Source organism: Lelliottia sp. WB101, assembly GCF_003051885.1.
Lineage (GTDB): Bacteria > Pseudomonadota > Gammaproteobacteria > Enterobacterales > Enterobacteriaceae > Enterobacter > Enterobacter nimipressuralis.
Genome location: NZ_CP028520.1, coordinates 3,421,404 through 3,444,012 on the forward strand (window position 1 = coordinate 3,421,404; position 22,609 = coordinate 3,444,012).

The 22,609-nt window shown below is 55.1% G+C and carries 21 protein-coding genes; 12 read left to right on the forward strand and 9 right to left on the reverse strand.

Annotated elements, in window-relative coordinates:
* Positions 1-57 precede the first annotated feature (57 nt).
* Positions 58-1,320, reverse strand: coding sequence for a translesion error-prone DNA polymerase V subunit UmuC (umuC, locus tag DAI21_RS16480; protein WP_107703663.1), 1,263 nt, complete (start codon positions 1,318-1,320; stop codon positions 58-60).
* On the reverse strand, positions 1,304-1,738 hold the full coding sequence (gene umuD / locus DAI21_RS16485; RefSeq protein ID WP_100780333.1) for a translesion error-prone DNA polymerase V autoproteolytic subunit: 435 nt from the start codon (positions 1,736-1,738) through the stop codon (positions 1,304-1,306). The genes umuC and umuD overlap by 17 nt, the downstream gene beginning before the upstream one ends.
* A 124-nt stretch (positions 1,739-1,862) precedes the next feature.
* Here umuD and DAI21_RS16490 point away from each other — a divergent pair, with 124 nt between their 5' ends.
* Positions 1,863-2,159, forward strand: a complete 297-nt coding sequence (locus DAI21_RS16490) for a putative quinol monooxygenase (protein ID WP_107703664.1) — start codon at positions 1,863-1,865, stop codon at positions 2,157-2,159.
* On the opposite strand, the gene DAI21_RS16495 is transcribed toward DAI21_RS16490, so the two are convergent.
* Positions 2,149-2,991, reverse strand: coding sequence for a hypothetical protein (locus tag DAI21_RS16495; protein ID WP_107703665.1), 843 nt, complete (start codon positions 2,989-2,991; stop codon positions 2,149-2,151). The genes DAI21_RS16490 and DAI21_RS16495 overlap by 11 nt on opposite strands.
* Before the next feature lie 747 nt (positions 2,992-3,738).
* On the opposite strand from DAI21_RS16495, the gene DAI21_RS16500 reads away from it, so the two are divergent.
* Positions 3,739-3,882: a hypothetical protein gene (locus tag DAI21_RS16500; RefSeq protein WP_228483593.1), complete on the forward strand. Its 144-nt coding sequence runs from the start codon at positions 3,739-3,741 to the stop codon at positions 3,880-3,882.
* 33 nt (positions 3,883-3,915) lie between these two features.
* Here DAI21_RS16500 and DAI21_RS16505 read toward each other — a convergent pair whose 3' ends face one another.
* The gene (locus DAI21_RS16505) at positions 3,916-4,782 is read right to left on the reverse strand and encodes an aldo/keto reductase family oxidoreductase (protein WP_107703666.1); all 867 of its coding nucleotides are present in this window, start codon (positions 4,780-4,782) and stop codon (positions 3,916-3,918) included.
* Positions 4,783-4,889: 107 nt separating this feature from the next.
* Between DAI21_RS16505 and DAI21_RS16510 the strand changes: the two genes are divergently transcribed.
* The gene (locus tag DAI21_RS16510) at positions 4,890-6,548 is read left to right on the forward strand and encodes a methyl-accepting chemotaxis protein (protein ID WP_100780339.1); all 1,659 of its coding nucleotides are present in this window, start codon (positions 4,890-4,892) and stop codon (positions 6,546-6,548) included.
* 5 nt (positions 6,549-6,553) lie between these two features.
* On the opposite strand, the gene smrA is transcribed toward DAI21_RS16510, so the two are convergent.
* Both smrA and DAI21_RS16520 read right to left on the reverse strand, forming a co-directional pair.
* The gene (smrA, locus tag DAI21_RS16515) at positions 6,554-7,117 is read right to left on the reverse strand and encodes a DNA endonuclease SmrA (RefSeq protein ID WP_107703667.1); all 564 of its coding nucleotides are present in this window, start codon (positions 7,115-7,117) and stop codon (positions 6,554-6,556) included.
* Between the two features lie 334 nt (positions 7,118-7,451).
* Positions 7,452-8,372: a LysR family transcriptional regulator gene (locus DAI21_RS16520; protein WP_107703668.1), complete on the reverse strand. Its 921-nt coding sequence runs from the start codon at positions 8,370-8,372 to the stop codon at positions 7,452-7,454.
* Between the two features lie 175 nt (positions 8,373-8,547).
* Between DAI21_RS16520 and DAI21_RS16525 the strand changes: the two genes are divergently transcribed.
* The 6 genes from DAI21_RS16525 to uspE all read left to right on the forward strand — a co-directional run bounded on the left by DAI21_RS16525 (position 8,548) and on the right by uspE (position 15,419).
* Positions 8,548-9,858, forward strand: coding sequence for a M20 family metallo-hydrolase (locus DAI21_RS16525; protein WP_107703669.1), 1,311 nt, complete (start codon positions 8,548-8,550; stop codon positions 9,856-9,858).
* On the forward strand, positions 9,858-11,303 hold the full coding sequence (locus tag DAI21_RS16530; RefSeq protein ID WP_107703670.1) for a M20 family metallopeptidase: 1,446 nt from the start codon (positions 9,858-9,860) through the stop codon (positions 11,301-11,303). Before DAI21_RS16525 ends, DAI21_RS16530 begins: the two co-directional genes overlap by 1 nt.
* 42 nt (positions 11,304-11,345) lie before the next feature.
* Positions 11,346-12,872 (forward strand): p-aminobenzoyl-glutamate transporter, encoded by a 1,527-nt coding sequence (gene abgT / locus DAI21_RS16535; RefSeq protein WP_100780344.1) that lies wholly within the window; start codon positions 11,346-11,348, stop codon positions 12,870-12,872.
* A gap of 10 nt (positions 12,873-12,882) precedes the next feature.
* Complete coding sequence (ogt, locus tag DAI21_RS16540) at positions 12,883-13,395, forward strand: methylated-DNA--[protein]-cysteine S-methyltransferase (RefSeq protein ID WP_107703671.1); 513 nt, start codon at positions 12,883-12,885, stop codon at positions 13,393-13,395.
* A 184-nt stretch (positions 13,396-13,579) separates the two neighbouring features.
* Positions 13,580-14,332 (forward strand): fumarate/nitrate reduction transcriptional regulator Fnr, encoded by a 753-nt coding sequence (gene fnr, locus DAI21_RS16545; RefSeq protein WP_014070017.1) that lies wholly within the window; start codon positions 13,580-13,582, stop codon positions 14,330-14,332.
* 136 nt (positions 14,333-14,468) lie between these two features.
* Positions 14,469-15,419 (forward strand): universal stress protein UspE, encoded by a 951-nt coding sequence (gene uspE, locus DAI21_RS16550; protein ID WP_100780346.1) that lies wholly within the window; start codon positions 14,469-14,471, stop codon positions 15,417-15,419.
* A gap of 111 nt (positions 15,420-15,530) precedes the next feature.
* Here the strand turns inward: uspE and pntB are convergent, their stop codons facing one another.
* On the reverse strand, positions 15,531-16,919 hold the full coding sequence (pntB, locus tag DAI21_RS16555; RefSeq protein ID WP_107703672.1) for a Re/Si-specific NAD(P)(+) transhydrogenase subunit beta: 1,389 nt from the start codon (positions 16,917-16,919) through the stop codon (positions 15,531-15,533).
* Positions 16,920-16,929: 10 nt separating this feature from the next.
* Positions 16,930-18,459, reverse strand: a complete 1,530-nt coding sequence (gene pntA / locus DAI21_RS16560; protein ID WP_107703673.1) for a Re/Si-specific NAD(P)(+) transhydrogenase subunit alpha — start codon at positions 18,457-18,459, stop codon at positions 16,930-16,932.
* Between the two features lie 532 nt (positions 18,460-18,991).
* Here pntA and ydgH point away from each other — a divergent pair.
* From ydgH to folM, 3 genes are all read left to right on the forward strand, one after another.
* The gene (gene ydgH, locus DAI21_RS16565) at positions 18,992-19,936 is read left to right on the forward strand and encodes a DUF1471 family protein YdgH (protein ID WP_100780349.1); all 945 of its coding nucleotides are present in this window, start codon (positions 18,992-18,994) and stop codon (positions 19,934-19,936) included.
* A gap of 184 nt (positions 19,937-20,120) precedes the next feature.
* The gene (locus DAI21_RS16575) at positions 20,121-21,503 is read left to right on the forward strand and encodes an amino acid permease (protein ID WP_100780351.1); all 1,383 of its coding nucleotides are present in this window, start codon (positions 20,121-20,123) and stop codon (positions 21,501-21,503) included.
* Between the two features lie 40 nt (positions 21,504-21,543).
* Positions 21,544-22,266 (forward strand): dihydromonapterin reductase, encoded by a 723-nt coding sequence (gene folM / locus DAI21_RS16580; protein ID WP_107703674.1) that lies wholly within the window; start codon positions 21,544-21,546, stop codon positions 22,264-22,266.
* Here folM and DAI21_RS16585 read toward each other — a convergent pair.
* Positions 22,263-22,598: a GlpM family protein gene (locus DAI21_RS16585; protein WP_102103591.1), complete on the reverse strand. Its 336-nt coding sequence runs from the start codon at positions 22,596-22,598 to the stop codon at positions 22,263-22,265. The two genes, folM and DAI21_RS16585, sit on opposite strands and share 4 nt — an antisense overlap.
* Positions 22,599-22,609: the final 11 nt, after the last annotated feature.

Genomic DNA, 22,609 nt, shown 5'->3' on the forward strand with positions numbered 1-22,609 from the left:
GGCCCCGAGCAGAGTTAAACCGCACGAGTTTACTGTCTCGCGCGACGAGGGAAACGACTATTTTGCCACAGGCAAATCGGCGTAGCGTGTCGTATACCCCGGCGACAGCATTTCGCGTTTCATCGCCCAGCTTTTCTGGCTGCCCTGACCGGCAAACCAGACCGTTCCGCGCCCGGAGAGATTGAGCCGATCGATAGTCTGCATCAGCGCCTGGCTGTTGTTTCGCGGCTGGTATTCATCAAACAAATTCAGCTGCGCGACCCCCTGGCTGAAAAAATCGCTCAGCATCACCCCCGCTTTCATATAGCGAAAACCGTCCTGCCAGATCCGCTCCAGCGCATGGCTGGCGACGCGGATGATATCGCGCGTGTCGTTCGACGGGATCGCCAGACGACCGCTGGCCTGAGGGCCATAAAACACTTCATTTTCCGCGTGCGGGCTGGTGCGCATAAACACGCTGATCACGCAGCAGAACTGCTTTTCTGCCCGCAGCTTCTCGGCGGCACGTTCCGCGTAAGCGCACACCGCCTGCTGCATCTCGCGGTACTCCGTAATGCGGTGCCCAAAGGAGCGGCTACAGATGATCTGCTGTTTCGCTGGCGCAAATTCATCGATTTCCAGACAAGGCTCGCCGCGCAACTCACGCACCGTGCGCTCCAGTACCACATTGAAATGTTTACGGATCACCCAGGTTGAGCACTCCGCCAGCTGCAGCGCGTTTTCAATGCCCATCTGATTGAGTTTTTTGCCGATGCGCCGCCCCACGCCCCACACTTCGCCCACCGGCACCAGCGCGAGCAGCTTTTTCTGACGATCCGGATCGGACAGATCCACCACGCCATCGGTCTTACGCCAGGTTTTGGCCGCAAAGTTGGCCAGCTTGGCGAGGGTTTTGGTCGGCGCGATACCGACGCCAACGGTCAGCCCGGTATTTTTCAGGATCTGCTCGCGGATCTGACGACCAAATGTCTCAAGCGCGATGCAGTTTGCCACGCCGGAGACATTAATAAAGGCCTCATCGATGGAATACACTTCAATCGCAGGCGCCATCTCCGCCAGGATCGTCATCACGCGATGGCTCAGGTCTGCATACAGGGCGTAGTTGGAGCTAAACACCGCCACTTTTTGCCGCCGCAGTTCGTCTTTGATCTTGAAGTAAGGCGCACCCATCTTGATGCCGAGCTTTTTGGCTTCTGCCGAGCGGGAAATTATGCATCCATCGTTGTTGGACACCACCACCACCGGTTTGCCCTGCAGATCGGGGCGAAACACCGTCTCACAGGAGGTGTAGAAGCTGTTGACGTCAACGAGCGCGAACATGTTTGTGCGATTTCACGGTGTGCGTTACCACGCCAAAGAGCTGCAGTTCGTCCTCTGACTGGAAAACGATGGGAGAATAGTGCTTGTTGTGCGGCAGCAGATGGAGGTACGGGCGGGTGCGCAGCTCTTTCACGGTGAACTCCCCCGCAATCGCCGCCACCACAATATCGCCATGTTCCGCCGTTAACGATCGGTCGATCACCAGCAGATCCCCGTCGCCAATCCCTGCGCCGATCATGGAATCCCCGCTCACTTTCACAAAATAGGTCGCACTGGGGTGTGCGATGAGCAGTTTGTTCAGGTCGAGACGATCTTCGACATAATCCTGCGCCGGACTGGGAAACCCGCACGGGACGCGCTCCAGAAAAAGCGGTAATTCGATGATTTCTTTATGTTCACATGAAAAAACAGGATTCATGATAGCCAACCCGATAATAACTGTATATAAATACAGTATTATGCATTTAGCGATCAGATCAAGTCGATTCTGGCCCGCGAAAATGAAGCCGTTGAAGTCACACGGAATTTAAAAAGGAGAGATCATGCTGAAAGTCATCGCGGAAGATTTTATTAAACCGGAAGCCATTGAGACCGTACTCCCGCTCTACCGCGCGCTGGTGGAGGCCACCAAACGGGAGCCGCTGTGCATTGCCTACGATTTATATGTGGACGAGAAAGATGCCGGGCATTTCGTTTTTATCGAAGAGTGGCCGGATCGCGCCGCGCTGGATGCACATTGCGCGAGCGAACACTTCAGACGGCTGGTGCCGATGATTAACCAGCACCAGCGAAAAGCGCCAACCTTTATTCTGATGGGCAGTTTCAGCCCTACAGTTTAAACGTGAAATCAGCGATATACCGCTCGCCGCCTTCGGCAATCGCCTTCGACAGCTTCTTGTAATAACGCTCAACGCCGTAGGCTTCGATGTGCTGGATTTGGGCGCGAACCGGTGCGCAAAACAGCTCGGCATTACCGGCCCCCACTCTTTTGCTGTTGGGCGGCAGCTCGGACGAAATCGCTTTAAACCAGGTGCGCACGGCGCTCTTCAGCGTGGCGGGCACTTTGGCGACGTCGTCGATGCCCGTCAGCACCTGCACCGTGGGAAACTGGTTGGCCTCGACCGCTTTTTTGAGCCGGTTAAAGAACTGGCTGAATAATTCAAATGAGCTTAAATCAGAAATCTTCTGTTTCGTGGAGCCACGGGTTTTGCTGGCCGCTTTCGCACCGCTTCTCCCGCGTTGAGGGCTTTCTTCGAGCTGCAAATCAAACAGCAGATTGCAGTGCTCCCGACGTTTTTTCACATCGGAGAACATTTCCAGAAAGGTAGAGATAAACTGCGGCGTCACCAGATCGTGAAGCTCATGGTTCACCAGCCACTGGGAGCGCGCAAACGCGCCAGGTGTAATGAACCAGTCCGGTGTGTCGGTGAAGCGCCTTGACCGACCTTTGCTGTCAAATTCGACGAACTCTGCCCCGTTCGCAAAGGCGAAACGGCAGTTCTTCAGACTGATGATAGTGTGGTTCATGATCAACGCATCTTTGATAAATCTGGCTACCACCGCACTCATCACAAAGGCGGTGTGCTTATCATCACGGATGACATACTTCAGATCTTCGACAGACTTCACGCCGGGTTCAAGATTATCGAATTCCAAGAAAAGGTGATACATGCCGATGACTTCCTGATAGCGCCAATCCGCAAAGGATAACACAGATTAATAATGGGGTTGTTAATTGCCAGTATCCCTTTGCAGACACAACATACACTTCACTCACACTACAATAAAAAACATAGCACACTAACAGAAATAAAAATAATCACTTCACATAAAAAATAGACACTACAAACTCACTAAAATAAAACTTTTTCAGAATTTTATGCTGTTTTTACGCCCGCTCTTGCAACCGTTCTTTGCAGAAATGTTACATCTTTCGCGCCCTCTCTCTGGCGCACTATCGGCGAAAAATGGGACTTTCCGATTTTTAAGTGCATAAAAAAGCATTTTATTGCATAGGTAAAGATCCCACGTTGAGGTGATGTTTAATTGTTTACATCCCTGTAATTCATTGAGCAGATTTATGATTAAGCCAGAAGCTCTCACGCAGGACCTCACCCCGAGAATGGAAGCGTTTACACACTATGCAAAACCGGATGATTATTTTCCGCTGTTTTGCCCACTTTCCATACTCAAGCCTTTCCCCTTTCAAATGAAAATCGGCACAAAAACCAGGCGCGTTTTTAACGGATTTAATACAAATTAAACCGCAGTTTCAGAAAGTTGACTTGTAATCACTCTCCACGCATATTTCACAGCACGAATTAACAAGACAACGTTTGGAGGACTTGAGCAATGCCAAGCCGAGATTACCCGGACAAGCGTGTAGCACGCGGTACAGCAAAGGATGCTAACTTAAAAATGTTGAGCGCGAGGATTGAATCCACGCTGGTCGAATATGTCAGAGCCACGGCGTATGAAACGCGGCTGAGTAAGCAGGAAATTATCGCTGAGGCGCTAGAGCTGCACAGAAGAAGCCGAATGACGGAAGCGGCCACGGAATAAAGGTGTGGCCGCCAGATTACCTGGACAGACGGGTTATTCCGCCAGCGCGTTCAGGGCAGCCAGAGCGTCATCCGGCAGCACCAGATCGCCAGCCGCCAGGTTTTCGCGCAGATGCGCCACTGACGAAGTGCCAGGGATCAGCAGGATATTCGGCGAGCGTTTCAGCAGCCATGCCAGTGCAACCTGCATTGGCGTGGCACCCAGTGAATCGGCAACCACCTGAAGGCCGGACGATTGCAGCGGCGTGAATCCCCCCAGCGGGAAGAACGGCACATAGGCAATCCCCTGCTCCGCCAGCTCATCGATCAGCGCATCGTCGCTACGATTAACGATGTTGTAGAGATTCTGCACGCAGACAATCGGCGTGATGCTCTGCGCCTGCGCAATTTGCGTGGCAGTAACATTGCTCAGGCCAATGTGTCGTACCAGCCCCTGACGCTGTAATTCCACCAGCGTAGTTAAAGGTTCTTCGATCGATCCCTCTGCAGGGCCGTGAGCGCTAAACATAATGCGTAAATTCACCACATCCAGCACGTCCAGCTGCAGGTTTCGCAGGTTATCGTGCACCGCCTGCGTCAGCTCCTGCGCCGAAAAGGCCGGCAGCCAGGAGGCGTCAGTTCCGCGACGGGCGCCAATTTTCGTTACCAGCGTCAGATCGTCACGGTACGGATGCAGTGCTTCCCGAATCAGCTGATTGGTCACATGCGGGCCGTAGAAATCACTGGTATCAATATGATTCACCCCTGCCGCCACCGCTTCGCGCAGCACTGCCAGCGCAGCCGCTTTGTCTTTTGGCGGACCAAATACACCGGGACCAGCAAGCTGCATCGCGCCATAGCCGAGTCGGTTAACCGCGCGAGTCCCTAACGTATAACTGCCACTTTTCTCAATACGGGTCATATGCGTCTACCTGTCTGACTGCCAATTAAGCAGTAGTAAAATTAAAGTTTAGCCCTACTACGTCGATAACAATGATGCAACTTCTGCACATCAAATGGGCTTCCGTCATGCTGAAAAATCTGCACGTTATTACCGGGATTGTCTTTGCTCTCACTATATTCTGCCTGTTGCAAGTCGTCACGGGGGGATTGTTTTATTCCGCTGTCAGCAATGACCGTCATAACTTCCAGAACTCAGGCAACCTGAATGCACAGCAGGAGAGCCTGAGCGACAGCGTCAACACGCTGGTCAAAACCCGCGTCACGGTCACGCGCGTCGCCATTCGTTACCTCAAAAATCAGCGCGACCCGGCCTCTCTGGCGGCGATCAATAAGCTGCTCGGTAACGCCAGCGATTCCCTGACTAAAGCGGAAAACTACTACAGCGCCTGGCAGGCCATGCCTCCGGTGAAGGGCCAGCGCCCGGAACTCACGGCTGAAATGCAAAAAGCCTACACCCAAATGCATGAGGTGATGCGCCTGTCGATTGAGTATCTTCGCGCGGATAACTATCAGGCGTATGGCGATCTCGACGCGCAGCAGGCGCAGGATGGGATGGAAGCCGTCTACACCCAATGGCGGGCGGAAAACAATACTCTGCTGAAAGCGGCGGCCAAAGAGAACCAGAACAGCTTTACCCATATGCAGTGGACGCTGGGCACCATTTTCCTGGTGGTGGTAGCGGTACTGATTGTGTTCTGGCAGGGATTACAGCACCTGCTGCTGAAACCTCTGCGCAGCGTGATGAATCATATTCGCACCATCGCCAGCGGCGATTTAACACAAGCTATTTCCATCGACAGCCGTAACGAGATGGGCCAGCTGGCGGCCGGGCTGCATGAGATGCAGACGTCGCTGGTTACGACCGTCAGCGCGGTGCGCGGCAGTACCGATTCTATCTACACCGGCGCGGGCGAAATCGCCGCGGGCAGCAATGATCTCTCGGCCCGTACCGAGCAGCAGGCCTCTTCGCTGGAAGAGACGGCGGCCAGCATGGAAGAGCTGACGGCCACGGTAAAACAGAACTCAGACAACGCGCGGCAGGCAACGCTGCTCGCGAAAAACGCATCGGAAACGGCGGATCGCGGCGGGCGTGTGGTGGATAACGTAATTCGCACGATGACCGAAATTGCCGACAGCTCCCAGCAAATTGCGCACATTACCAGCGTGATCGACAGCATCGCCTTCCAGACGAATATTCTGGCGCTGAACGCCGCGGTGGAAGCGGCGCGAGCCGGTGAACAAGGGCGCGGATTTGCCGTGGTCGCCGGGGAAGTTCGCACCCTGGCGAGCCGCAGCGCACAGGCGGCGAAGGAGATCAAAGCGCTGATCGAAAATTCCGTCAGCCGGGTGAATACCGGCTCCGGCCAGGTGAGTGAAGCCGGGGAAACCATGAAAGAGATCGTCGCAGCCGTCACCCGCGTAACCGATATTATGGGTGAAATCGCGTCGGCGTCCGATGAACAGAGTCGCGGTATTGAGCAGGTGAGTCTGGCGGTTTCGCAGATGGATAGCGTGACGCAGCAAAACGCCGCGCTGGTGCAGGAGTCCGCTACGGCGGCAGCGGCGCTGGAGGATCAGGCGGAACAGTTGCGCCAGGCCGTCGCCGCATTTCGTCTGAACGTGCAAACGCAGACGATCTCCCCGCGCGCGGCAAACCTGAAAACACCGCAGGTATTGCGCCCGGCAGCAGCCTCCGCCGGAGATGGCAACTGGGAAACTTTTTGATGCACTTAGCGGCTGCGCTTCGCGTGCCGCTCCCGGTTCTCCAGCTTAGCGTCGTCCGATTTTTGTAAGGCTACATAGCACGCACCGCTGCCGCCATGATGGGGCAGCGCAACGCAAACGGCCTGCACGGCGTCGAATTCCGCCAGCCAGCGCGCCAGGTAGCTGCGCACGATATTGGCATGCGAGCCCTCTTCCCGGCCCTTGCCGTGGATGATAATCAGATTACGTAAACTGTCCTGCTGCGCCTGCTGAATAAATGCAAACAGCATCTGACGGCACTGCTCCACCGGCTGGCGTAATAAGTTCAGGCTGGCCTGACGCGGGTATTTACCGGTGCGTAGCTTATCAATGACCCCTCGCTGAACGCCTTCGCGCTGAAACATCAGCGGTTCGGAAAGCGGCAGCACATCGAGGAAGCCGAGGGTGAGGAAGTTATCGAGTTGGGTAGTGTCGATACGCTGGCGGACACGCGGATTGCGGCTCGGTTGCCAGTTAATATCGGTGCTGCGCTTCAGCGGCTGGACATCATCCATGGCGTCAAGAAAAAGCGATTTGTCGTCAGGTTTCATGGTGCTCCTCCCGCTACATCTGAAGGCGTACTATACCTGCGCCCGGCGAGCGTCTCAATATCAGCCGAGCGCCCTGAAAAAATAATAACGCGCAGATAAGTATTAAAAAAGCTAATAGATAATCGTGAAGCCGCCTTAAAATAAATTTAACAGGTGATTAAGTGTACAGTTTAAGTTAAAAATAAGTTAAATCATGCACTCCGATCACTTTATTTTTAGAGGAAAGCTGTTATAACTAAATAAACCTGCAACACGGATAATAAGCGGGACTTGCACAAGGATGCACTGCTGTGTGTACTGTAGGGTCTGTCCGATGTCGGCAGGCTCTATTTTTTTATTTCCCTTCGTTGAACATTATTCCACGGGCGTGTCTTCTGAACTGCGTTATTAATGACGCCGTCAACGGTGTTTGTCGGGAATCACGTCTTTGGATTAAATAATAAGCGGCTTTGGGTAATATTTCTTCAACCGGCAACATCACCAGACGGTGCGCCAGCAGAGGGTCGCAGCCCAGCTCCTGCGGCAAAATGCTCAAAAAATCGCTTTGCGCCACCAGGCTAATACAGGACGAGAAAGTTTCGCACACCACGCCAATTTGCGGTATTTGTGAGCGATGGCGGAATATGTCTTCAAGTTGTTTGTAATAACTTCCACGCGGCGTGGGCATCGTCCAGTTATAATTCATAAGCTCACTAATGGATTTTGCGCCAATCGCCGGATGACCTTGCCGACAAAATATGGCGAAGGGTTTTTCGAACAGTTTTTCAAAGGTAAATTCGTGATCGTAAGGTCCCTGATAATAGGTATTGATGGTGAAATCCAGCTCTCCCTGGCGTAATTCATTGATCATCGACACCAGTTGCCCTTCCATAATTCGCACTTTCACCTGCGGATGCTGCTCGTGAAAACGGGTGATCACCGCAGGCATTAACGTCCGGGCCACGCTGGCTCCCATCCCGATATTGATCTGCCCGCCCTGCAACCCCTGACGCTGGCGAATATCATCCTGCGCGGCGCGCAGTTCTTCGAGGATCAGGTTGGCGTGCTGATAGAAACTCTCGCCGCATTCCGTCAGCGCCACGCCTTTACTGCGCCGCACAAACAGCTGTGCCGCCATCCCCTCTTCCAGCTCTTTGATGGATTTGGTTAACGCCGGTTGCGACAGATTCATCGCCCGGCTGGCACCACGAATACTGCCCTGACGCGCCACTTCGACGAACGCGCGGATCTGATGAAATTTGACCTGAAATGACATAGCCCGACCGATAACCGTTGTTTATCAGAGTAAAGAAATTGTCATCTACTTTAATGGAAATGGATGTGCGAGGGTAATTCCTGAACGGTTAAAACTGTGAAAAATTGGTTAGTGATAAGTAAAAACTATCACAGCGTGAAGCAGTTCACATATTTTCATGATGACAGGAAGAGAGATGGATTCATTGACACAATCCCTTCAAAAATTAATGCCTCAGCTGACAACATGGCGTCGTGATTTTCACCAGTATGCCGAATCCGGCTGGGTGGAGTTTCGCACCGCCGCAAAAGTCGCGGAGATCCTCGATAACCTGGGCTATGCGCTGGCGATGGGCCGCGATGTGGTCGATGCCGACAGCCGAATGGGACTGCCCGACGCGGACACGCTGGCAGCGGAATTTGCCCGCGCCCGCCAGCAGGGCGCGCCAGAGAAATGGCTCAGCGCCTTTGAAGGCGGTTTCACCGGCATTGTCGCCACGCTGAACACCGGTCGTCCTGGGCCGACTCTCGCGTTTCGGGTGGATATGGATGCGCTCGATCTCAGCGAAGCCCTCGACGACAGCCATCGCCCGTTCCGCGACGGTTTTGCCTCCTGCAACCCAGGGATGATGCACGCCTGCGGCCACGACGGTCATACCACCATCGGCCTTGGGCTGGCGCATCTGCTGAAGCAGAACGAATCCCGGCTGAACGGCACCCTTAAACTGATCTTCCAGCCCGCTGAGGAAGGCACGCGCGGCGCGCGCGCCATGGTGGCCGCCGGTGCGCTGGATGGCGTCGATTATTTTACCGCGATCCACATCGGCACCGGTGTCCCGACCGGAACCGTTATCTGTGGGAGCGATAATTTTATGGCGACCACCAAATTTGACGTGCGTTTCACGGGTGTGGCTGCCCACGCGGGCGGTAAACCGGAAGATGGCCGCAACGCCCTGCTCGCCGCCGCTCAGGCCGCACTGGCCCTGCACAGCATCGCGCCCCATAGCGAAGGCGCGTCACGCGTGAACGTCGGCGTCATGCAGGCGGGCAGCGGGCGTAATGTCGTTCCCGCCAGCGCGCTGTTAAAAGTGGAAACGCGCGGCGAAAACGAGGCCATTAATCAGTACGTGTTTGAACGTGCTCAGGCTGTGATCGACGGTGCGGCTGCGCTCTACGGCGTAAAAGCTGAAATGCGCCTGATGGGCGCCGCAACCTCCAGCGCCCCTTCACCGGCGTGGGTTGACTATCTGCGTGAACAGGCAAGCCAGGTGCCGGGCGTGCGCCAGGCCATCGACAAAGTGAAGGCCCCGGCGGGATCAGAGGATGCCACGCTGATGATGGCGCGGGTGCAGCAGAATGGCGGGATGGCCTCTTATATGGTGTTTGGCACCGATCTGAGCGCCGGTCATCACAATGAAAAGTTTGATTTTGACGAGCAGGTCATGGCGGTGGCGATTGAAACGCTGGCCCGGACTGCGCTCAATTTTCCGTGGACGCGAGGTGTGTGATGCAGGAGATCTACCGTTTTATTGACGATGCGATTGAAACCCGATGTCAGACCTTCACCGATATCGCGGATGAAATCTGGGATCACCCGGAAACGCGCTTTGAAGAGTTCTGGTCCGCCGAACGTCTGGCGAGCGCACTCGAAGCCGAAGGTTTTGCCCTGACGCGCGAAGCGGGCGGCATTCCGAATGCCTTTATCGCCAGCTTTGGCAGCGGCAAACCTGTGGTGGCCCTGTTAGGCGAATTTGACGCGCTGGCGGGTTTAAGCCAGACCGCGCACTGCGCCACGCCGCAATCAGACACACCCGGCGAGAACGGCCACGGCTGTGGTCATAATCTGCTGGGAACAGCGGCGCTGGCGGGCGCGGTAGCCGTGAAAAGCTGGCTGGAAAAACACGGTGGCAGCGGCACGGTGCGTTTTTATGGCTGCCCGGGTGAGGAAGGCGGCTCCGGCAAAACCTTTATGGTGCGCGAGGGGCTGTTTGACGATGTGGATGCCGCCGTGACCTGGCATCCGGAAGCCTTTGCCGGGATGTTTAACGTCAGCACGCTGGCGAATATCCAGGCCTCGTGGCGCTTTCAGGGGATCGCCGCGCATGCCGCGAATTCGCCCCATCTCGGGCGCAGCGCGCTGGATGCCGTTACCCTGATGACCACCGGCACGAACTTCCTCAATGAGCACATCATCGAAAAAGCCCGCGTGCATTACGCCATCACTAACACCGGCGGGATTTCGCCAAACGTGGTGCAGGCTCAGGCCGAGGTGCTGTATCTGATCCGCGCCCCGGAGATGGCTGACGCCCAGCAGATCTACGAGCGTATTGAAAAGATCGCGCAGGGCGCAGCGCTGATGACAGAAACCACCGTCGAACGCCGCTTTGATAAAGCCTGCTCCAGTTATCTGCCGAACCGCACCCTTGAAGCCGCGATGTACAGCGCGTTACAGCATTACGGCACGCCTGCGTGGACGGAAGAAGAGCGCGAATTTGCCGCTGAAATTCGTAAAACCCTCACGCCAAACGATCTGCAAAACAGCCTGAAAAATATCGCCGCTACGGGCGCAGACGAGGGTAAAGCCTTTGCCCGTCGACATCATGAGACGCTGCTGGTGGATGAGGTCGCGCCCTACGCCATCACCGATAATGTGCTGGCGGGTTCCACTGACGTGGGCGACGTGAGCTGGAAAATGCCGGTGGCGCAATGCTTCAGCCCCTGCTTTACCGTCGGCACGCCACTGCACACCTGGCAGTTGGTGGCGCAGGGTCGCACCTCTATTGCCCACAAAGGTATGCTGCTGGCGGGAAAAGTGATGGGCGCGACGGCGCTGAATCTGCTGCAGGACGCGACGCTTCTGCAATCCTGCCGGAATGAGTTTGAACAACAGATAAAAGAACGACCGTACGAGTGTCCGATCCCACATAACGTGACACCGTCACCTTTAAAATAATAAAACACGCAAACAACAACACAACAGTCCCGAGGAACGCCCATGAGTATGTCTTCCATACCTTCGCATTCCCCATCCGGTAAGGTCTATGGCTGGGTTGAAAGGATCGGCAATAAAGTGCCGCACCCTTTCCTGCTTTTTATCTATTTGATTGTGATTCTGATGATCGCCACCGCCGTGCTGTCGGCTTTTGACGTTAGCGTGCGCAGCCCGGCGGATGGCAGCATGGTGGCGGTGAAAAACCTGCTCAGCGTCGAAGGGCTGCACTGGTTTTTGCCGAATGTGATTAAAAACTTCAGCGGTTTTGCGCCGCTGGGGGCGATTCTGGCGCTGGTGCTGGGCGCGGGTCTGGCTGAACGCGTGGGGCTGTTACCGGCGCTGATGGTCAAAATGGCGTCGGTGGTGAACGCACGTTACGCCAGCTATATGGTGCTGTTTATCGCCTTTTTCAGCCACATCTCCTCTGACGCGGCGCTGGTGATTATGCCGCCGATGGGTGCACTGATTTTCCTCGCCGTGGGCCGTCATCCGGTGGCAGGTTTGCTCGCGGCCATCGCGGGCGTCGGGTGCGGCTTTACCGCCAATCTGCTGATCGTCACCACCGATGTGTTGCTCTCGGGGATCAGCACCGAAGCGGCGAAAACCATTGATACCGCCATGCACGTCAGCGTGATCGACAACTGGTACTTTATGGCAAGCTCAGTGATTGTGCTGACGATTGTGGGCGGCCTGATCACCGATAAGATCGTCGAACCGCGTCTGGGTCAATGGGAAGGCAGCCGTGATGAAAAGCTGGAGACACTGAGTAAGGAACAGCGCCACGGCCTTCGCGTCGCCGGCGTCGTCTCGCTGCTGTTTATCGCGGCGATTGCGCTGATGGTGGTGCCTGAAAACGGTGTCCTGCGCGATCCGGTAAAACACACGGTCCTGCCGTCGCCGTTTATTCAGGGCATTGTGCCGCTGATTATTCTGTTCTTCTTTATCGTTTCTCTCGCTTACGGCATCGCCACCGGCAAAATTCGCCGTCAGGGCGATCTGCCCCAGCTGATGATCGAGCCGATGAAAGAGATGGCGGGTTTTATCGTGATGGTGTTCCCGCTGGCGCAGTTTGTGGCGATGTTTAACTGGAGCAACATGGGAAAATTTATGGCCGTTGGCCTGACCGATGCCCTGGAGTCCGCCGGACTGAGCGGCGTACCGGCGTTTGTCGGGCTGGCGCTGCTGTCGTCTCTGCTGTGTATGTTTATCGCCAGCGGATCTGCCATCTGGTCGATTCTGGCGCCGATCTTTGTGCCGATGTTTATGCTGCTCGGCTTTCATCCGGCGTTCGCCCAGATCCTGTTCCGCGTGGCCGATTCATCGGTGATCCCTCTCGCACCGGTGTCGCCGTTTGTGCCACTGTTCTTAGGCTTCCTGCAACGCTATAAGCCCGAAGCGAAACTGGGTACCTACTATTCGCTGGTGTTGCCGTATCCGCTTATCTTTTTAGGGGTATGGCTGGTGATGTTAATCGCATGGTATCTTGTGGGGCTGCCAATTGGACCGGGGATTTACCCACGGCTTAATTAAGGGACAAAGGATGCTGAGATTACTCGAAGATAAGATTGCCACGCCGCTTGGCCCGCTGTGGATCATTGCCGATGAGCAGTTCAACCTGCGCGCGGTGGAGTGGGAAGAGCACAGCGACCGGATGGTGGAACTGCTCAATATCCACTATCGCGGCGGCTATGAGCGCATCAGCGCGACGAACCCCGGCGGGTTGAGCGCGAAAATGGCGGACTACTTCGAGGGCGATCTCGGCATCATTGATACCTTACCGACCGCCACGGCAGGCACGCCTTTCCAGCGCGAAGTGTGGCAGGTGTTGCGCACCATTCCCTGCGGACAGATTATGCATTACGGTCAGCTCGCCGAGCAGTTAGGCCGCGCGGGTGCCGCGCGTGCCGTCGGTGCCGCCAACGGCTCAAACCCGGTCAGCATTGTGGTGCCCTGCCATCGCGTGATTGGCCGTAACGGCACCATGACCGGCTATGCCGGTGGTGTGCAGCGTAAAGAGTGGTTATTGCGCCACGAAGGCTATTTGCTGTTGTAGAAATCCAGGCTTTTAGTGCTTAATTTTCTATGATTTAGGTCATTATTCCACAATCAAGCTGTGGAATTTCAAGAAGATGGCGACACAATGTCGCCACTTGCCGCTATTGATGGTTTCCCAGGCTTACGCACACTCCAAAAAGATGTTAAAATTGACCAATATCAATTAAGGCTTGAGCAGACCTATGATCCCGGAAAAGCGAATTATACGACGCATTCAGTCTGGCGGTTGTGCTATCCATTGCCAGGATTGCAGCATTAGCCAGCTCTGTATCCCGTTTACCCTGAATGAGCATGAACTCGATCAGCTTGATAATATCATCGAGCGCAAAAAGCCTATTCAGAAAGGGCAAACGCTGTTTAAAGCGGGAGACGAACTGAAATCGCTCTATGCGATCCGCTCTGGCACCATTAAGAGCTACACCATCACCGAGCAAGGTGATGAGCAGATCACAGGCTTCCATCTAGCGGGCGATTTAGTGGGCTTTGACGCTATCGGCACCGGCCATCACCCGAGCTTCGCTCAGGCGCTGGAAACCTCGATGGTTTGCGAAATCCCGTTTGAAACGCTGGACGATCTGTCAGGCAAAATGCCTAACCTGCGTCAGCAGATGATGCGTCTGATGAGCGGTGAGATCAAAGGCGATCAGGACATGATCCTGCTGCTTTCCAAAAAGAATGCGGAAGAGCGTCTGGCAGCCTTTATCTATAATCTGTCACGTCGCTTTGCTGAGCGTGGTTTCTCCCCGCGTGAATTCCGTCTCACCATGACCCGTGGCGACATCGGTAACTACCTGGGCCTGACCGTTGAAACCATCAGCCGCCTGCTGGGTCGTTTCCAGAAAAGTGGCATGCTGGCGGTGAAAGGCAAATATATCACCATCGAAAACGGTGAAGCACTGGCGGTTCTCGCCGGTCACTCCCGCAACGTCGCTTAAGCCTCGCTTCTCTTCTGCCGGATCGATAAATTTTCGTGATTTATTGATCTGGCAAAACCTTATCCCCTGTTTCATTCAACATATATAGGTTACTCTTTTAATTACAGACTGTGGTGACAGTAGTAAGGAGACCTGTATGGCAAAGTATCAAAACATGCTGGTGGCCATCGATCCTAATCAGGACGATCAACCGGCGTTACGGCGAGCTGTCTATTTACATCAACGGATTGGCGGCAAAATCAAAGCGTTTTTGCCGATCTATGACTTCTCATATGAGATGACCACCCTTCTGTCGCCTGACGAGCGCACTGCTATGCGTCAGGGAGTGATCAGCCAGCGGACCGCGTGGATCCGCGAGCAGGCTAAATATTACATTGATGCGGGGATCCCCATCGACATCAAAGTCGTGTGGCATAACCGTCCTTTCGAAGCCATTATCCAGGAAGTGATCAGCGAAAAACACGACCTGCTGCTGAAGATGGCGCACCAGCACGACAAGCTGGAAGCGGTGATTTTTACCCCAACCGACTGGCACTTGCTGCGTAAATGCCCTTGCCCGGTGTGGATGGTGAAAGACCAGCCGTGGCCAGAAGGCGGTAAAGCGCTGGTGGCCGTAAACCTTGCCAGCGAAGAGAATTATCACAACGCGCTGAACGAAAAACTGGTTAAAGAGACAATCCAGCTTGCCGAACAGGTTAACCATACGGAAGTCCATCTGGTCGGTGCGTATCCGGTTACCCCTATCAATATCGCCATCGAACTGCCTGAATTTGACCCGAGCGTCTATAACGACGCTATTCGTGGTCAGCACCTGCTGGCCATGAAATCCCTGCGCCAGAAATTCAGTATCGACGAGAAAATGACGCACGTAGAAAAAGGGCTGCCTGAAGAGGTGATCCCGGATCTGTCGGAGCATTTGCAGGCGGGGATTGTGGTGCTCGGCACCGTTGGGCGCACCGGTATTTCCGCAGCGTTCCTCGGTAATACGGCGGAACAGGTGATCGACCATCTGCGCTGCGATCTGTTGGTCATCAAACCGGATCAGTATCAAACCCCGGTGGAACTGGATGACGAAGAAGACGATTGAGAATTGTTAAATAGAAAAAGCCGCCAACTTAGGCGGCTTTTTTATGCCGGTTTGTCCGGCACTGAGGTTCGTCAAAGGCCCGGCAGCTAGCGCCGCCGGGCAATAGCGCGACTACAGCGCTTTCAGAATCGCATCCACGCTGGCTTTCGCATCGCCAAACAGCATGTGGGTGTTCTCTTTGAAGAACAGCGGGTTTTGCACGCCAGCGTAACCGGTGTTCATCGAGCGTTTAAAGACGATAACATTCTGCGCCTTCCACACTTCCAGAACCGGCATACCGGCGATTGGGCTGCCTGGATCATCCTGCGCCGCCGGGTTCACCGTATCGTTGGCGCCAATCACCAGTACCGTGTCGGTGTCGGCGAAATCATCGTTGATCTCGTCCATTTCCAGCACCACGTCATATGGCACCTTGGCTTCCGCCAGCAGCACGTTCATGTGACCAGGCAAGCGCCCTGCCACCGGGTGAATACCGAAACGCACTTTGATCCCACGCGCACGCAGCTTCTCGGTGATTTCTGCCACCGGATACTGCGCCTGCGCTACCGCCATGCCGTAGCCTGGGGTGATGATCACTGAATGGGAGTTTTTCAGCATATCCGCGGTGTCTTCCGCCGTGATTTCACGGTGCTCACCCACTTCTTCGTCACCGCTGGATGACGCGCCGTCCGTACCAAAACCACCGGCAATGACGCTGAAGAACGAACGGTTCATCGCCTTACACATAATGTAAGACAGAATCGCACCCGACGAGCCCACCAGTGCGCCGGTAACGATCAGCAGGTCGTTGCTGAGCATAAAGCCCGCTGCCGCCGCTGCCCAACCGGAGTAGGAGTTCAGCATCGACACCACGACAGGCATATCCGCACCGCCGATAGAGGCCACCAGATGCCAGCCAAACGCAAGCGCGATAACAGTCATCACCAGCAGCGCGAGCACCTGCATGCCGGTACTTTCGGTACGCACGAACACCACCAGCAGCAGGAAAGAGACCAGCAGCGCCGCGAGGTTCATTTTGTGACGGTTTGGCAGCATCAGTGGCTTAGACGAGATTTTGCCGCGCAGTTTGCCAAAGGCCACGATTGAGCCGGTAAAGGTCACCGCACCGATGAAGATCCCGAGGAACACTTCGGTCAGATGGATATTGACCAGAATCGGTTCCATGCCCGGTTCGTGGTACAGATAGCTGTTAAAGCCGACCAGCACCGCCGCCAGACCGACAAAGCTGTGCAGAATCGCCACCAGCTCTGGCATTTCGGTCATTTCGACGCGTTTTGCGAGGCGAATACCAATCGCCCCACCGATAATCATCGCCACCAGGATCCACGCGACGTTGCCGGTATCTGGCCCGAAGATGGTGGCAATCAGCGCAATCGCCATCCCCGCGATACCGAAGTGGTTCCCGCGCTGCGACGTTTCGTGCTTGGAAAGCCCCGCCAGACTGCAAATAAACAGGATTGCGGCAACAATGTATGCAGCTGTTACTAATCCTCCAGACATATGCTACCCCTTAGCCTTTACGAAACATTTTCAGCATGCGCTGAGTCACGGTGAAACCACCGAAAATATTGATACTGGCGATAAGCACCGCGATGAAGCTCAGGAAGCTGATCCAGCCGCCGTGACCAATCTGCAGTAACGCCCCCACCACGATGATCCCTGAAATGGCGTTCGTTACCGACATTAAAGGCGTGTGCAGTGCGTGAGAGACGTTCCACACCACGTAGTAACCGACAACGCAGGAGAGCGCGAACACGGTGAAGTGGCCGAGGAACTCTTTCGGTGCCACGTCAGCGAGCCAGCCGAACAGAATAATCACCAGCGCCATCAGCGCGTATTTACGCCATGGAGAGACCGGCTTCGGCGGCTCTTTGGGTGCCGGTGCGGCTTTCTGCGCCGCCTGAGGCTGCGCGGAAACCTGAATTGGCGGAGCCGGCCAGGTGATTTCGCCGTCACGAATCACCGTCACGCCGCGCACTACCACATCGTCAAAATCAACGACCACGTTGCCATCTTTCTCTTTACACAGCAGCTTTAGCAGGTTCACAAGGTTCGTGCCGTACAGCTGGGAAGACTGCGTTGGCAGGCGGCCTGGCAGATCGGTGTAACCGATAATTTTCACGCCGTTGGCAGTGGTCATCACTTCGTTCGGTACGGTGTATTCACAGTTACCGCCGTTCTGCGAGGCCAGATCGACAATCACGCTCCCGGCTTTCATGGAATCGACCATTTCACGGGTGATCAGCTTCGGCGCCGGTTTGCCAGGGATCAGCGCCGTGGTGACGATGATATCGACCTCTTTTGCCTGCGCCGCGAAGAGTTCCATTTCCGCTTTGATGAACGCTTCGGACATCACCTTAGCGTAGCCATCTCCGCTGCCCGCCTCTTCCTTGAAGTCCAGCTCAAGGAACTCGGCGCCCATACTCTGCACCTGCTCTTTCACTTCAGGGCGCGTATCAAAGGCACGTACGATCGCACCGAGGCTGTTCGCCGCACCGATCGCCGCAAGACCCGCGACACCCGCACCAATCACCATTACTTTTGCCGGTGGGACTTTCCCTGCCGCCGTGATTTGACCGGTAAAGAAGCGACCAAATTCATGGGCAGCCTCAACGATGGCACGGTAGCCGGCGATATTCGCCATGGAACTCAACGCATCCAGCGACTGTGCGCGGGAGATACGCGGCACGGAATCCATCGCCATGACGGTGACGCCACGCGCGGCCAGTTTCTCCATCAGCTCCGGATTTTGCGCAGGCCAGACGAAGCTCACAAGCGTGGTGCCCGGATTTAACAGGGCGATTTCGCTCTCGGTTGGCGCATTCACCTTCAGGATTACCGGTGCCTGCCAGATCTCAGACCCGCTCACCACCTCAGCGCCCGCCTGAATAAATGCCTCGTCATCGAAGCTCGCCAGCTTGCCCGCGCCGCTTTCAACCGCGACGGTAAAACCCAGTTTAAGCAGCTGCTCGACCGTTTTCGGCGTGGCAGCAACGCGGGTTTCATTGGCTAACCGTTCTTTTGGTACCCCAATACGCATAGTTTTCCCTTCCATCGGTTCTTGATGATGGTTTGTCGATAAATGACCGCGATTTGCATAAGCGTCGTCAGGGAGAGCCCTGACGGGTAAATAACCACGGAAAATAAAACAGTAACAAACTTTCTATAACCTACTGAAAATACCGCTTGTGATCTACAGCAAGAAAACACTATTTCTGACTTTATCTGTGAAAAATAAGTGATCGCGGTCTCTGACAGCGATATTTACCTTATTTTCATCGCCAGGGCCGATAAATAGCTCAAGCGAAGCGGTAAAACATGATATAGCGCCGTATTAGAACAACCCATTAACATTAAATTAACTTGTAAAAGTCATATGCTTAATCAGTTTTACTGCTCAAACGCTTGTTTACTCGACATATCAGTAAATGTTATCGAATTTGATCCTGTCGTGAGCACAGGGAGTGAAAAATCGCGCAGACAGCGACGGGTTTTAAATGCCATAATCGGCGACGAATTCAAATTAACAACAACACCAGTACCTGGTTTGCGCAAGGCGAAGGATTATTTTTATGAAGCTTAAGAACACTCTCCTGGCGTCCGCACTCCTTTCTGCGATCGCCCTGTCCGCTAACGCCGCGACAGAGTTAACGCCGGAGCAAGCGGCAGCGTTGAAACCTTACGATCGTGTGACGGTTACCGGTCGTTTTAACGCCATTAGCGATGCAGTGCGAGCAGCGTCACTTCGCGCTGATAAAGAGGGTGCCGCCTCTTTTTATGTCGTTGATACATCTGATTACGGTAGCGGCGGCAACCTGCGCGTCGTGGTCGATCTCTACAAGCAAGATGCGAAAAAAGCGGATGCGCCGAAAAACCGCGTCATTAATGGCGTGATGGAGTTGCCAAAGGATCAGGCGATTGCGCTTGAGCCGTATGACACCGTGACCGTCCAGGGCTTCTACCGCAGCCAGCCTGAAGTGAACGATGCCATCACCAAAGCCGCGAAGGCGAAAGGGGCTGCCTCTTTCTATATCGTGCGCCAGATTGACGCTAACCAGGGCGGCAACCAGCGTATTACCGCTTTCCTGTACAAAGCCGATGCCAAAAAACGCGTTCTGCAAAGCCCGGATGTGATCCCGGCGGATTCTGAAGCCGGTCGCGCAGCGCTGGCGAAAGGCGGCGAAGAAGCGAAGAAAGTGGAAATCCCGGGCGTGGCAACCACCGCGACTCCAAGTGCTGACGTCGGTCGTTTCTTTGAAACTCAGACCACTAAGGGCGGCCGTTACACCGTCACCCTGCCGGACGGCACAAAAATTGAAGAGCTGAACAAGGCCACTGCCGCGCAGATGGTGCCTTTCGACAGCGTCAAATTCACCGGTAACTACGGCAACATGACCGAAGTCTCCTACCAGGTGGCGAAGCGTGCAGCGAAGAAAGGTGCGAAGTATTACCACATCACCCGCCAGTGGCAGGAACGTGGTAACAACGTGACCATCAGCGCAGACCTGTACAAGTAAATCAGCAGGTGTGAAAAGGCGGCGCAATGCCGCCTTTTTTGTAACTTTTCTCTAATTTCTGCCTCACATCATTGCATGCCTGCAAGACACTCCGTAAAATCCCGCGCCTTAGTGTGATCCACCATTTTTATGCGCTTGTGCGAAATAATTATTCTGGATTTGGACCTTTCATAACAGGAAGCCAATGGAAAAGAAACTTGGCCTGAGCGCTTTAACTGCGCTCGTTTTAAGCTCCATGCTGGGTGCAGGCGTATTCAGTTTGCCGCAGAATATGGCGGAAGTCGCCAGCCCCGCGGCGTTGCTCATCGGCTGGGGGATCACCGGCGTCGGGATCCTGCTGCTGGCCTTTGCCATGTTATTGCTCACGCGCATCCGCCCGGATCTGGACGGCGGAATATTCACCTACGCCCGCGAAGGGTTCGGCGAGCTGATCGGCTTCTGCTCGGCCTGGGGCTACTGGCTCTGCGCGGTGATCGCCAACGTCTCCTATCTGGTGATCGTCTTCTCGGCCCTCAGTTTCTTTACCGATACGCCTGAACTGCGCTTCTTCGGCGACGGCAATACCTGGCAATCGATCGTCGGAGCGTCAGTGCTGCTGTGGTTAGTTCACTGGCTGGTGCTGCGCGGCGTGCAGACGGCGGCGAGCATTAACCTGGTGGCGACGCTGGCTAAGCTGGTTCCACTGGGCCTGTTTATCGTGCTGGCGTTTATCGCGTTTCGTCTTGATGTTTTCAGCCTCGATTTCAGCGGTGTCGCGCTTGGCGTACCGGTCTGGGAGCAGGTGAAAAACACCATGCTTATCACCCTGTGGGTGTTTATCGGCGTCGAAGGCGCGGTGGTGGTTTCAGCGCGCGCCCGTAATAAGCGCGACGTAGGCCGTGCCACGCTGCTGGCGGTACTGGCTGCGCTGAGCGTTTATCTGCTGGTGACGCTGCTCTCTATCGGCGTGGTGGCGCGTCCTGAGCTGGCTGAGATGCGTAACCCGTCGATGGCGGGTCTGATGGTCAGAATGATGGGGTCCTGGGGCGACGTAGTGATTGCGGCTGGGCTGATTGTTTCGGTCTGCGGCGCTTACCTGAGCTGGACCATTATGGCGGCAGAAGTGCCCTTCCTGGCCGCGACGCATAAGGCTTTCCCGCGCCTGTTTGCGCGTCAGAACAAAAACAGCGCACCCTCGGCGTCCCTGTGGCTGACCAACATCAGTGTGCAGGTCTGTCTGGTGCTGATCTGGCTCACAGGTTCTGACTATAACACCCTGCTGACCATTGCCTCCGAGATGATTCTGGTACCCTATTTCTTAGTCGGGGCTTATCTGTTAAAAATAGCCAGCCGCCCGGCACATTACATGGTCGGTGTTGGCGCTTGTCTCTACGGATTATGGTTACTCTATGCCTCAGGCCCCATGCATCTGCTGCTCTCTGTGGTGCTGTATGCGCCGGGCCTGCTGGTGTTTATCTACGCTCGCCGCACGCATCAGTTAGGTCACGCGCTCAAGCGTCGTGAAATGGCGTTGATTGGCATGTTACTGGTTGCTGCCGTACCGGCAACGTGGATGTTGATGGGATAAGCGCGATTTTTCCCATCGTTGAACTCTCAAGGAAAATACGATGGGAAATGTACCGCAACGCCCGATTCTGATTACTGGCGCTGGCCGACGCATCGGCCTCGCCCTTGCTCACCATTTTCTTAGCCAGCATCAGCCGGTGATCGTCAGTTACCGAACAGAATACGACGCTATTGAAGGATTGAGAAAAGCCGGTGCCGTCTGCATCCAGGCAGATTTTGCCACCGACGACGGCATTTTGGCGTTTGCCGACAAGGTAAAATCAACCACCGACGGTCTGCGCGCCATCGTGCATAACGCCAGTGCCTGGCTGGCGGAAACCCCGGAAACCTCGCTGAGCGAAACCCTCGCGGCGATGATGCAGATCCACGTCCACGCCCCTTATTTGCTCAACCACGCCCTGCAGGATTTGCTGTGCGGGCACGGTCACGCCGCGAGCGATATTATTCATTTCACCGACTATGTGGTGGAGCGCGGAAGCGACAAACATATCGCCTATGCGGCGAGTAAAGCGGCGCTCGACAACATGACGCGCTCGTTCGCCCGCAAGCTCGCGCCAGAGGTCAAGGTGAATGCTATCGCCCCGTCGCTGATTATGTTTAACGATCATGATGACGCGGAATACCGCCAAAAAGCGCTCAATAAATCACTGATGAAAATCGCGCCGGGCGAGAAAGAGGTGATCGATCTTATCGACTATCTGCTGACCAGCCGCTACGTCACAGGGCGCTCTTTTGGCGTAGATGGCGGCCGCCCGCTGAATTAGTGAAAGCGGCTCCAGAAGAAGATCAACACCCAGGCGCTGAGGCTCCAGCACACCACCGCCCCGCCCAGCGCCAGGGGTAAGCGCATCATGGCCGTGAAATACCACAGCGACAGAAGATAGATAAAATAGGGAATGATGGACCACATGCCAAACACGATGGTGGTGCGCAGCGCGTCAATGCCACGCTCTGACGCCACGATATAGTGGGCAATGAGTGCAAAGGTCGGGAATAAAGGAATCAGCCCGGCGATATAGTAATTTTTCGTCTTCGCTAAAATGCCAATCAGCACCACGACCAACGCACCCAGCGCGGCTTTGATTAAGAGCGCCATTCTTTTCCCTT